This window comes from Lutibacter litoralis (assembly GCF_014646675.1).
Lineage (GTDB): Bacteria > Bacteroidota > Bacteroidia > Flavobacteriales > Flavobacteriaceae > Lutibacter > Lutibacter litoralis.
This window is the reverse complement of sequence record NZ_BMNS01000002.1, coordinates 109,335-123,441: the sequence shown is the minus strand read 5'-3', so window position 1 is coordinate 123,441 and position 14,107 is coordinate 109,335. Positions and strand designations below refer to the sequence as shown.

Below are 14,107 nucleotides of genomic sequence, written 5' to 3'. Positions count from 1 at the left end.
ATTACTATGTCAAACTCTGATAAAACCATCCGTTTAAACAAAGTATTAAGAGAATTAAATATCTCATTGGATAAAGCCATTGAGTATTTAGCTACTAAGGGTTTTGAAATTGAAGCAAGACCAACTACAAAAATATCCCTGGAAGAGTATCAAATATTAATCGATGGTTTTCATATTGACAGAAGTAAAAAGGCAGCAACAAAAGAAATAAATGAAGTAAGAAGAAAAGAAAAGGAAGCGCTCAGTTTAGCGTTAGATGAAGAGCAAGAAAAACTGAGGATTGCGGAATACAGTAAACACGTTGTTGTTAAGGCGAAAACTGAAAGATTAGAAATTAAACCAGTTGGTAAAATTAATATAGAGCCAAAATCGAGTGTGGTTGAAAGTACAAACTCTCTAAAGCAATCAGAACAGTCATTAGATATAAAAAAAGTCCACCTCAATGATTTTTTAAAAGATCACAATGTATCATTAAAGAAAGCCGTTCATTTTTTAAAAGATCTTGGTTATGAAGTTATAATTGATGATGATATAAAAATAAGCGTGGCTGAATTAAGATTACTTGCACAAGAATTCAAGAACATAAAATCTGAAGGAGAATCAAGATTAAAAATAGAAACTGAATATAAAAAAGTATCCAGACCTAAAGCAACGGGTAAAACAATTGATTTAAAACAATTTGAGCGGCCAAAAAAAATTATATCAGATCAAGAAAATATTGAAGGGGCAAATAATTTTAAAAAACGTCGTAGAATTATAAAAAAACCAATAAAAAAGACAGTTGAACCTGAATTAAAAACTTCAATTCAAATAGAAAATGACCTTAAAGATTATTGGCGAATGGACACCTTTAGCTTTATGGGTCAGTTTAAAAAAAGTAACAATGGAAAAACATGTTCATTTATTGACTTAAGGGATTTAAATGGTGATTTACTTTACTTTCCACATATAGAAGGAACTGAAATTGAAGGTGGCATATCTAATGCGTTTTCAGGAAGATTATTCAATCTTGAAGAAGGAGAATATTATCAATTTGAAGCGGAAATAAATTCAAATGAAGAGTTTGCAAAGAAGGTTCCACTTTATTTTAGAAGTCAATCATTTGGAAAAGTAAGCCACTTGATTTTAGAAAGACTAAAAAAAGAAGCTTTAGTCAAGCAAATATTTAAAGATACTGCTCCCAATGAACGTGTCGCACGTAATCAAGCAAATGCCATAAAAAAAGTAACTGAAGACGCATACGAAGAGGATGAACGCTTTATTTTTGAATTAATTCAAAATGCCGATGATTCAGGCTCTGAGGATAATTCGGTTGACCTAAAGTTTAAATTTAAATTTGGACATATTATTGTTAATCACAATGGTACACCTTTTTCTAAACAAGATGTAGAGTCTATTACAAGTATTGGTTATTCAAGTCCTGAAAAATCTAAAAACATTAAAAAAACTGGTTATAAAGGAATAGGATTTAAGGCTGTCTTTATCGTTTCAGATAAGGTTGCCATAATTTCAGGAGGATATACTTTTGAATTTTCTAAGGATCACATTTTTCACAAGAAAACAAATTGGGGAATAGAAAATATACCATGGGAAATTCAGCCAATTTGGTTACAAAAATATAGAATACCAACACAGATTTCAAGAAATATTTCTTTTCATCAGGATTCAACATCATTTCTTCTTGAATTAAAAAAAAATAGAGAAATTAACCCAAAAAAGGTAGAAGAGGATGCATATAAGATATTCCAGCAACCTCGTTTTTCTCTATTTTTAAGAAATATAGCAAAAATTGAATTGGAGGGAGGAAATGGGAAATTAAGCATTGAAAAAAGAGTTGAGAAAAATTCACACCTTACTGATTTATTAATAAATGGAGAAACTGATTCTTCTTGGATTATATGGAAAAAAAGTGATGTTTTTATTCCTGAAGAAGTTAAAGAATCTTTGCAAGATGACAACACAACTCCAAATAAGCTAAAAGAGGCGAATGAAGTATCTATTTCTTTTGCAGCAAAAGTCAATGATAACAAGATCATTAAACTTAAAGAGCAAGAGAGTATTTTATTTACTTATCTGCCAACAAGCGTAAATGATTATCATTTACCTTATTTGGTTAATGCTGATTTTCTTACAATACTAAATCGACAATCCATAAAAACTAAAAAAGCTTGGAATATATTTTTATTTGAGCAGATTGGTTATCATCAATTTAGTTGGGCAATTGATATTTGGAAAGAAGATGGCCCTTCACGATTTTACTGCTTAAAGGTTATTAAAGCGCCGTATGAAAATATGGATGGTCCAACTTTCGACGCTTTTAATAAAGGTTTTGAACAGGCAATAACAGAGTTATGTTTTATACCTGACATAAATAATAACCTATGCCTCTTATCTGATGTAATTATAGATGAAAGTGGGATTTCAATTCTAATTGGGGATAAATTATTTTTGGAACTTTATGGAGATGAGAAGAATTTAATCAATCCTAACTTAAAATCTATAGAGTTGTTAAAAAATCTAATAAAAGTCAAAGAAGTAGGTACTGTATTTTCATTGGAGAATCTGGTTAATCAAATTGAAGATTTAGTAGATTGGCTAAAACTACCAGAAAACAACTTAAATTTTTTAGAATTTCTTATTAAAAATAATGAGTTAGAAAGTTTTAAAGATGAAGCAATATTCTTAGATTCTTATAAAGAATTAAGAGTTGCTTCTGAGATATTTTTTGAAATTCCAGAAGATGAAGTAGTATTATTAAGTTTATTAGATATCCATGTGCTACATGAAAAAGTACGCAATGGTATTGAAAATTTAGAAAAATTAAGTTTACTTGAATATTCTGGTCCAAAATTTCTAGTGGATTATATCATTCCTAATTGTAGTATAGTTGATGGATTAATTGAAGATAAAAATAATTCAATTATATTTTTTAACTATTTAGCGCGATATGGAAATAAAATATCACCGGAAAACATTGAAAGATTAAAGTATTTTCAATTTTATGATTCTCATGAGAACTTAGTAAATAAAATTGAAGGTGAAGTACTTTATTTTCCAAATGAAAAATTAGAAGAATTCATTAATGAAAAATGTATACCAAGCGGTCAATTTCGCTTAATTTTAAAGGAATACTTAGTTGCAGAAAATAGCTATACTTTATGGAAGTCTTTAGGAGTAAAGGAATACAATGATAGTAATGTCTCAATCTTTTTCATTAATGAAATAGTTAATAAGATAAATGTTATTAATAAACACTTACAGAAATTATTCCTAATAAATAAAGAGTCTGCATTTAATGCAACAAATCATATTTTAACATATTTTTTTGAACATCAAGAACATCTAATACAATCAGAATTAGCAGCTGTAAAAGAAAAACTTGGAGAAATGTTCATTATAACAAAGGGCAATGAGTTAGAGGCAATCAATGAATGCTTTTTATCTCAGGCATATACTGAAAGTAATGATATTGAAAAATTATTAAAAAATTTTCCAGAAATAGAAATCAATTTTTTATCAGAGAAATATGTTGAAAAAGGCAATCTTTCAAAGTCTAAATGGAAAAAAACATTTGTTGATCTAGGCTGTAATTATGATCACTTAAATTTTATAAATGAGTCCCTCTTATATAATTTAAAATCACTTGATCCTGAAACAATAATTCCGGCAACAAGATTGCTTTTTGATTATAGAAAACAATTAAAGGATGAGATAAGCGACTTGTCAAAATTCCCTGTATTAACAAAAGATGGTATAATTAAAATTGAAGATGCAATTTTCAGTAATCATTATCTCAAATTTGATGATGTGATTTCATCATTATGGAATATATGCGAATCACAAAACCAAATTTCAGTAGAATATTCAGATGATAAGTTGGATGATTGGACGATATTTTTTATTTCTTTGGGGTTAAACAGCTTTGATGAAACTGGAGTAATTACCCATTGCCTAGAATATGTTATTGATAGTCAGGACTCACCTCTTCTAAGTGCTTCCCATTATGAAATTATTTCTATTTTATTTCAATTACATCAGAAAAATAGTTTGAGTGCTGAACATTATGAAATGCTAAGAAGTATTTATTTAATGCTTGATTCAGATGAAACAACTTTTGATATTGGTACAAATATTATTCTTAGTTCGCCTTATAAACCAAAAGTTGATTTTCAAGTGTTGTCTAAAAGTAATTCAATAGCCTTTCTATCTTCAAAATACATAAATATTCATGATAAACTTTCTGATTTAAAAGTATTTTTATTCAAATTTGGTATCCAAGATTCTTTTAAATACATAAAACATGAAGTTTGTTATAGAAAGGATCTACCAAATTGGCTTATAGAACAAATAGATACTGATTTCAAGAATATTAAAAACAATGCTCCAGGATGGTCAAGGCAGCATAAAGTTAGTCCCTATATAGAAATCCCTTATATTGAGTTAATTCTCGAAAAGGAATTGAATAACTTATTTTGGAGTAAAGTATTTCAAGAAGATTCTTTTCGAGAGCTAATATTTAGTGAAATGAAGTATAGCTGGTTCGGTGGGATTACTAAAATTAAAGGTTTTGCAACAACATACTGTTCAAACAATGAAGTTGTCTTGAATTTAGAAGGAAAATTATGCTATCCTTTTAATCTTTACGATAATTCTTTGACGGAATTAATAAAAGACCATTCTCTTGTTTCAGATCTAAAGTTGTCTGATGTTGCTATTAAGGATGGTGAGAACCTATCTAAATTAATAGGTATTAAACAGCAATTAGATTTATTTGCCTGTATTCTTATTTTGAAACGTGAAGAAAATTTATCATTTTTATATAAGAATAAGGTGGTAGAAATTTTAGTAGAGTTGCTTAATAAAGTACTCACCGATTCAGAAGAAACAATATTGAAAGAGTTTATTAATACCGGAACTATTTTAAATCAAGTTAATAAATGGGTGCCTATTCAAAACTTATATATTCCAGAGAAAGGGTTTGAACTTAGTATTTCAAAAAGCGAATGGCTTGTTCACGCTTCTTTTGAACCACTAGCCTCATATTTGAATGTTAAGAAGCTTAGTCAAGAAGATTTTATTTTTAAATCCGTAAACACAGGTAAAGGAAATGAGTTTAAACAAAGGCTTATCAATAGATCCAAATATTTAGCATTTTTAATAAATCAAGATAATTACAATGAAAAAGAGACTGAATTAATTAATAAAATTCAACCTTTAACTTTTCAACAATCTAAAAAAATTAGTTTAGAATATTCTAATAGTGTTGTTAAAATTGAAAAGAGTAATTATAACTTTTTTGAACAGGATACAAATTTGTATTATAAAGGAGCTTGGAATGAAGTTAGAGCTGCTGAGATGTTTAAATGGTTATGCGCCTATCTTAATTTTAAAAATGAAAAATTAGAAAAAGCATTTGAGGATATTCTGTTGGCTTATTCTGAAGGGGAAATTATTGAATATCTATTAGAGCACAATTTTGAATTACCTGAGGAATGGTTACCAACAAAAATAGAGGATGATAAATCTTCTGAAGGTAATGTAGAAAATGAAGTTGTCGATGAAATAGAAGATAATAATAAATCTATAAACAAAGATGAAGAATCTGAGGAAGAGGATGAAAGGGCTAAGTCAAAAGAAATTAAGGATGTAAATATTCCCGATGAAATATATGAAACAATTCGAACTCAATATTCAGTAGATGAGGAAAATACTTTAAAGAAGTTATTCGGAGATAGTTTGTCTGATGATGATAAGTTTAATGAAAATATGGTGGCACATATAAAGGCATTGCACTATTATGAATCATTAGGATATGATGTTTCTGAAGCTGAATCAAATTTCAAAGAAAATATTGAGAAAAAATTCTTATATCCAATTGTAAAAGGTGATATAAATCTTAAAGTGATGTGCAGAAAGGCTACTAGTGGATTACTTTATTTGGGGGCATATGCATGGTTGAATTTAGAAGAGGAAAATACAATAATGTATATACTTATTGGCAATACTTTTCAAGATTGCAAAATAATTACAACTCAAAAAGAATTAGAATCAGAAGAAGCTGATTATTGGATATTAAGAAGAGATCTTGAGGACGAGATATCTGCCTTAAATAATATTATTGAATCAGAAAAAGATATAAGCAAGTTACAAGTGCTATTCAATTTAAGTAAATCCAAATATTCTGGTGTATTTTCGAAATGGGTAACAACACCAATAGACGGGAACATAGAGGGCAATTATGGTAACGAAAATGAAATTTAGATGAGTTTACCAATTTCAAAACATATTGATTTCTTTGATCATCAACTTCTAGAAATGGAGAATGAAAGACGAGCATATATGAGAACTCCTGTCCGAAATCTATGGAAAGATGGAAAGCTATTTATAGGAAGAATATGGGGATTTGATAAAGTAAGGGGCCAATTAATTATAAGATTTAAAAATGGTCGACTACCTAGGTTAAAGGTACCATATCAAATGTGTTTAATTAGCTCTACAGCAGGGACTATCCCAGATGAATGGTTTTTTTCTTATGATAACTTTAGACAAAAACACTCAAAAATTAATTCTAAGATAACCCCGGTTTATTTTATGAAACCGGAAGGACAATGGAGATATCAAGGCTGCAACCAGATTTCTTCGGAGTTTTTATCTGCAATTAATAATGACTTAGAAAATTCCAAACATCCAATGGTAATAATAGCGGAAGAAGATCCGCCTTTTCGCTATTTGGAAAATTTAAAAAAATTCGTTTTTTCTAACCCGAATAACAAGATTTTGAATCTGGATGTTGATTTAAACCCTGCCAATTGGAATCCATTTATTTTACCTAAACATGATATTTTAGCCGATTATGTTTTAAAGTTAATTGAGAAACAACCTATTACGATTATTCAAGGCCCCCCAGGAACAGGTAAAACTTATTTGGTTTCACAAATATGTGAGTCGTTTTTAAAAGCTAGCAAAAGTGTTTGCGTAACAACTTTAACTAACAAAACACTAACAGAGATTGCTAAAGAGAAGCCACTAACTTTCTTATTGAATAGTGGTAGGATTTCTAAAAGAAATTTGAGTTTAGATGAAATGAGAAATATCCCGAATCTTCATCAAGCTAAAGACACAACGGCTATTCCCGGTGAAATGATATTAAGTACTTATTTTTTATTGTCGGATGAAATTAATGAACTCGAAGGCAAAAGTAAAAAATTCGATTTGATTATAATTGAAGAGGCGTCCCAAGCATATCTAGCAACAATTGCTGCTTTTATTGAGCTTGGGGTAAAAGTATTGGTCGTAGGGGATCCTATGCAATTATATCCAATAGTATTAGAAGAAGAAATTTGTAGCTTAATACATCCAAAAATTAATTTGGCAATTAAAGGATTACAAACTTTTGCTTATTCAAATGTAGATATTTCTTGTATAATCAAAGACACCTATAGATTGACAAAAAAGGCAGCAAGTCAAACAGGAGTATTCTATAATAACCAACTTGAATCTGTTTCACCATTAAATGAAAAAAAATTAATTACAACAAAATATTCAGAATTAATCTGTTCAGAAGGCGGTACCTCTGTCATTAAATATGCATTAATTTCAAAAACAAATGAATACATTAATATGGCTGTTAAAATTGCTATAGATATTCAAGAAAAGAATGAAAATTTTGAAATTGCAATTCTTTCTAATCTAAAAAGAACTGTTGAATTAATTTATGATGAGATTTTTAATTTAGAAGGTAATTTAGACCAATTTACAATAGAAACAATTGATAGAATTCAAGGACTTACCTGTGATGTTTGTATTGTTATTTTAGAGGATAAAATTCACTTTGGCCTTCAACAAAATAGATTTAATGTTGCAACTAGTCGTGCAAAAAGAGGAACTATTATTTTGACTAGGAGTATCATTAATGATTTAAAGGGGATTAGTCCTAATGTTCAGCAATTCATTAATCAATCTAAAACAATAACAAACTAAATGCTCCCACTACAACAAGCATACGAAGTAAAACAGTCTATCATTGAATACTTAAAAGCAACTTTTACTTTTAAGGAAAAGAAGGTATCTGATGCTTTTTATAATTTTATAGAAGACCCAAAAGAAGGAATCTTTAAAGGACCTTATGTTTCCTTGAAATTACCATTTGAGACAGCGCAAGAAACAGAAGAATTACCTTTGGATATCTCACCAAACTTTCCACCTTACAAACATCAACACGAAGCGTTCAAAAGATTGCACACCAATAATGGTCATCTACCACAAGCAACACTTTTAACAACAGGAACTGGATCAGGTAAAACAGAGTCTTTCTTATTTCCAATATTAGATTATTGTTTCAAGCATAAGAATGAAAGAGGCGTGAAAGTGATCATCCTTTACCCTATGAATGCCTTGGCAACAGATCAAGCAAAACGTTTAGCAGAAGCCATTTATGAAGATGATAGATTAAGAGGAGCAATAACTGCGGGACTGTTTATTGGAGAAGGTAAAGACAAAAGTAAATTTCCCAAAAATATGGGTGAAACCCATATTATAGAAAATAGGGATGAAATAATCGCCAATCCACCCGACATTCTCTTAACCAATTTTAAAATGTTAGATTATGGATTGATGCGTCATAATTTCCATAAGTTATGGTCACACAATTTTGACAACCCAGAACTATTACGTTTTTTAGTTTTGGATGAATTGCATACCTATGATGGTGCTCAAGGAACTGATGTAGCAAATTTAATTCGTCGATTAAAACTTAAATTAAACATTCCTAAAGATTATTTATGTCCTATCGGTACTTCAGCAACCATAGGAAAAGGAGAAGATTCTGTACAATTACTTACCAAATATGCTACAGATGTTTTTGGAGAAACATTTACCCCAGAATCAGTAATTATTGAACACCGTTTAAGCCCAAACCAGTTTTTCACAGTTCCCGAAAATGAATTGGATGCCTTTATTCCAAGAATAGTAGGTTTACAGCAAAGTAGACTAGGAATCAATGAAAATTATTACGAATACATTGTCCGTCAAAAAAAGTTATGGCAGTTACCTGAGACTATGGATCCTTACAATCTAAGTAAGGAACTAAAAAAACTAAAAGTTGTAAAAGACATCAGTAGTGCGTGTTCAGATAATATTGTATCCGTTGCTGAATTAATTAAAAAAATTGACTCAATAAACCCTATTTTCGAAAAATTACCTAGTTATGTGGAAGATGGTGACTTCGCTCCAAAAGAAGAAATCATTACCTCTATTTTAGCTTTAATAGCAGAAGCAAAGTCCTATAAAAAAGGACGTTTCCCTTTTCTTTTCTTACAAATCCAAATCTGGGTAAGAGAATTGAGTGGTTTGCTGCGTGAATTTAATGAAGAACCAACCTTCACTTGGAGAGATAAAATTGCAGGTAAAGATGAAAATGCTGCATTACCTCCTTATTTCTGTCGTGAATGTGGTGCAAGCGGTTGGCTGGCTATCAAACATGATAACAGGAATCAATTTGAACCAGATCCTCTAGAAGTCTATGATCATTATTTCACAAACCATAAAAATATTTATTTAGTAAACACTAATAGTGAAGCTCATAAGGAAATCGAAGAGTACGCTCCAACAACAACATTATCACCTTATGTTCATCAGGTCGATTTAAAACATCACGATCATATTGCAGATCGTCGAATGCATATGTTAGCGTATAGAAGGGTAAAAGATAAAAAAAGTATTCACACTTGCCCTGAATGTAATTCTACAAATGAATTGAGTATCATTGGAACACGTATTGCAACCTTAAATTCAATTTCAGTAAGTCAGGTATTGGCATCTGATTTAGACGAGCGTGGTGAGAAATACAGAAAAGTATTAGCCTTTACCAATGGAGTTCAAGATGCCGCGCATCATGCTGGTTTTGTACAAGCGAGAAATTATCGTTTCACGTTTAGAGCTTCCTTACAAAAGGTAATAAATAGCATTGGTGCTCCAACCGATCTAAATACACTAAAAAATAAGTTCATTGAATATTGGAAATCAAATGCCGATCCATCTGGCGCCAATCACTTAGAATCCTATTACTATCGTTTTTTTCCATCAGATTATATTGGAAAAGCAGAGGTTGAAGATTATCGAAATTCAACAACCAATGAATTTTCTAAGGCATTTGAAAAAGAATTCGATGAACGTATCGGATGGGAAATAATTTCAGAGTTTGGTTACAATGCAGCCATTGGTCGTACATTAGAAAAAACAGGGTCATCGGCTGTAAGTTTCAATCAAGAACAATTAGAAGAAATATTTGATGCTTTAGAGAATTGGATGCAAAATAATATGCTGGAAAGTATTGATAAAGCAACATTTGTAAAATTTTTGAATGCAATATTACATCGTATGAGAATAAGAGGCGCCGTAGATCACGAATATCTATCCAAATTCAGGACTAAAGAATTGAAACTTTGGGATCTAAATTGGACAAAAGATTCAAGGCATTTTTTAAATCGTAAATACCATCCTAAGTCACGTATTCCTAAATTGGTAGGAAATAAGTCACACACCAGAGGTGTGTTAGATACAACCTTTGCAAAAACCACCAATTGGTACCATAGATATTTTTTAAAATCATTTTCAATGGTACCCAATAACAATGCAATCATCAATGAGTTCTATGAACTATTGTTTGACCAGTTGTCTTCTCAAGAAATCTTAAGTCAACAAGAAACAAATGATGGAGGCAATTATGCCATTTTAGCAGAAAATATAATTGTGAGTAATAAAGTGTCAAATTACAATTGCAATACCTGCTCTTCTATAATACACGTAACTGAAGATGACAAAATGATTGAAGGAGCTTCTTGTCTAGATTACAAATGTTCTGGCAAGTACCAAAAAGCAGAGGTAAAGGAATTAAATTATTACAATTTAGTTTATAATCGTGCAAATGCCCCAAGAATATATGCTTCAGAACATACAGGTATTTTAGAAAGAAAAGTACGTGAAGCCACAGAATATGATTTTAAGGAACGTCCAAAATTCAATTCTTTAAATACATTGGTGGCAACCTCAACACTTGAAATGGGTATTGATGTTGGATCTCTAAATACTGCTATAAATACGAGTATTCCTCCGTTACCTTCAAACTTTTTACAAAGAATTGGTCGTGCAGGACGTTCTTCGGGTACCGCATTAATTGAAAATTTCGCACAAAATAAAGCACATGATTTATTCTATTATGCTGAACCATTAGAAATGATGGAAGGCGATATCAATACCCCTGGTTGCTTTTTAAACGCGAAAGATATTTTGGTCCGTCATTTTACAGCCTATTGTTTTGATAGTTGGACTAAACAAGATCCTGAAGTAAATCAAATTCCAGGATTAATAAAAACCTTGAAACTGCTAACTACAAAAACAACGGACAAAGGTTTTTTCATAAATCAACTATTAGATTTTGTCTTTGAGAATCAAAAAGAATTGTTTAGTGCTTTTGAAAAAGTATATGAAGGTCAAATTGACGAATCATTAATAGAGGATATTAAAACATCTCTTCAACATGGTGCCTTTCAACAAAAATTAATAAACGTTTTTGACAATTTAAGAAATGAATTCTTCTTTTTAAAACAAAAAGAAAAAGAAATAGAGGATTATATAAAAGAGAAAAAATTAGGTAAAGAAGATAAAGAAGGAAAGGAATTAGACCAAGAAAAAAGAGCTCTTTGGCAACTAAAAAAAGCATTAGAATTAAGGCAAGTCATTGAGCATCTTACAAATGTGGGTATATTACCTAATTACGCATTCCCCGAAACGGGCGTTACATTAAATGCACACGTATTTGGCTTCAAACCAGAGGGCGCCGAACAAGAACCTATGAGCAAATCATATGAAATTGTACGTTCAGCAACAGGTGCTTTAAAAGAATTTGCCCCAGATAATTTTTTCTACAGTCAAGGAAATAAATTAGAAATATCGGGGTTAAACACTTTTGATTGGTCTGGCCAGAAGTCAAGTTTAAGCACAATGAGATTCTGTTCGAATTGTGATCATTTGGAGGATGAATTATTAATAAAAGAAAAAGGATCTTGTCCTAAATGCGACCACGAATCTTGGAACTCGGCAACGAATAAACATAAGTTTGCGCGTTTACAAGGTGTGAAATCTGTGAATTCTAGAAGTAAATCAGCTCTGAATGATTCAAAAGATGAACGAGAGCAAAAAAATTATAAAATTTCAACACACTTTAAATTCAACCCAAAGTCAATTGAAGGCACTTGGGGTATGACCAAAATTCCATTCGGAATTGAATATGTGAAAGATGTAGAAATAACCAAAGTAAATTTAGGTGCTGGTGTCCCTAATTCAAGCCATCTATCCATCAATCAAATAGATGAAGTTGCACGTCATGGATTTGTGACCTGCAAGAGTTGTGGAAAATCGACCTCTAAACCTAGAGAGGTTATTCAGTTTGAACAAAAGAAATTTCATTATGGATATTGTAAACACAAAGAAGAGGATTATAATAATGTACCTAATGACATCTTTGAAGAAGTTTTTTTATATCGAAATGTAAAAACAGAAGCTATTAAAATATTATTGCCAGTTCAAGAATTTTTGAATGAAGCAACGCAACAAATGTTCAAATCTGGGTTGGAGCTTGGATTAAAAAAATATTACAAAGGAAATCCAGATCATATCGCATTTGAGTTTTATTCAGAATATAATACTTCGAATGATAGATTTGATAGATATCTAATTGCATATGATACCATTCCTGGAGGAACTGGATATTTACAAAAAATATTTGATCCTAAAGAATTTACAGAAGTTTTAAAGGAAGCATATGACGCAATCAAAAGTTGCTCTTGTAAAAATCAGGGAAAGGATGGTTGTTACCGTTGTATATTATCTTACGGCAATCAATATATAAGAGAAGACTTAAGCCGTGAAAGTGCTGAAGAACTTTTTGGAAGAATAGTGCGTTCTGCAAAAGAATGGGAAGAAGTAAATCAAGGGATATCTTCGCTAACCAAAACTGGTATGATAGAGGAAAGCGAATTGGAATTAAAGTTTATATACGCTTTAAAAAAGTATGCCAATAAAAATTCCAATGTTATTCTAAGATTTGATGAATTTAAAGAAAATGGTATTAATACGTATAGAATAACATTACCAATTAAAGATGGCCAAATAACATACCTAATTAGACCACAATTTAATTTAGGTGAAAAAGATGGACTTGTAGTTAATACAAGAACAGATTTTTATTTTAAATGCATTGAATTACAAAAAAATGGAGAAATAATTGATGATGTTGATGCATTGCAAAGCTATAAAGATGTTGCAATTTATTTAGATGGATATACCTATCATGCCTCAGAAAAACATATGCGATTTTACAATGATATTGAAATTCGAAATAACATTGCTGAAACACCAAATATAGCCAGTTGGTCTTTAAGTTGGAATGATGTGCGACTATTTGAAGCTGAAAAAGAAGAGGATCGTATAGATGGTTTATTTCCAAATCTAAATAGGTATTCAAAAGCAATCAATCTCTTGAATACCTTACCAATAACTACAACATTAAAAAAAGGTCTTTTAGAATCTAAAAATTCAATAGAAAGATTGTTATGGTATCTAACAAATAGCTCAAATAAAAACACAAACTCAGAGGTTGGATTATTTGGAGCTGCTTTTCAAGAACAGTTTGCTCAAAATTCATTTTCTGAAGAGAATGCAAATAAAATGCTACAAAAAGGGCAAGATGTTTTGGCTATAGAAAAAACAAAACCTTCAGGTGAAACCTATATGCTTTCAGATTTAACCTGTGCAAATGAACTGTATAAGGCTAAGATATTAGTTAGAGTAAAAGATTTAAAGATGATTTCATCATTAGAAGTATCAACATTAGATACCATTGAAAAAAGTGTCTGGGAAGAATTTTTACAGCTATATTCATTAATGAAATTAATAAAAAAATAATAAAGAGGACAATACGAATTCTTTTGGAACTGTCATAATATATAATGCTTATAATTAATATGATGATTTGACTGATGAAGAATTGAAAGTTGAATTAAATAAATTTAAAATATGTATAAGTAGATTTATTTAACTCATTTTAATT

The 14,107-nt window shown here is 30.4% G+C and carries 3 protein-coding genes; all 3 read left to right on the top strand.

The annotated features are described in order from the left end of the window. Positions 1–6: 6 nt before the first annotated feature. From IEW75_RS03350 to IEW75_RS03340, 3 genes are read left to right on the top strand one after another with little or no spacing between them, the layout of a single operon-like run. Positions 7–6,261 carry a sacsin N-terminal ATP-binding-like domain-containing protein gene (locus IEW75_RS03350; protein WP_134247498.1) on the top strand — a complete coding sequence of 2,085 codons (6,255 nt, stop codon included), beginning with the start codon at positions 7–9 and terminating at the stop codon, positions 6,259–6,261. Continuing rightward, positions 6,262–7,980: an AAA domain-containing protein gene (locus IEW75_RS03345; RefSeq protein WP_134247499.1), complete on the top strand. Its 1,719-nt coding sequence runs from the start codon at positions 6,262–6,264 to the stop codon at positions 7,978–7,980. Further along, complete coding sequence (locus tag IEW75_RS03340) at positions 7,981–13,962, top strand: DEAD/DEAH box helicase (protein ID WP_134247500.1); 5,982 nt, start codon at positions 7,981–7,983, stop codon at positions 13,960–13,962. It abuts the gene before it with no gap. The last annotated feature ends 145 nt before the right edge of the window (positions 13,963–14,107 follow it).

Coding starts and splice junctions, on each gene's coding strand:
- IEW75_RS03340 (WP_134247500.1), top strand. CDS start 7,981: ATGCTCCCACTACAACAAGCATACGAAGTAAAACAGTCTATCATTGAA.
- IEW75_RS03350 (WP_134247498.1), top strand. CDS start 7: ATGTCAAACTCTGATAAAACCATCCGTTTAAACAAAGTATTAAGAGAA.
- IEW75_RS03345 (WP_134247499.1), top strand. CDS start 6,262: ATGAGTTTACCAATTTCAAAACATATTGATTTCTTTGATCATCAACTT.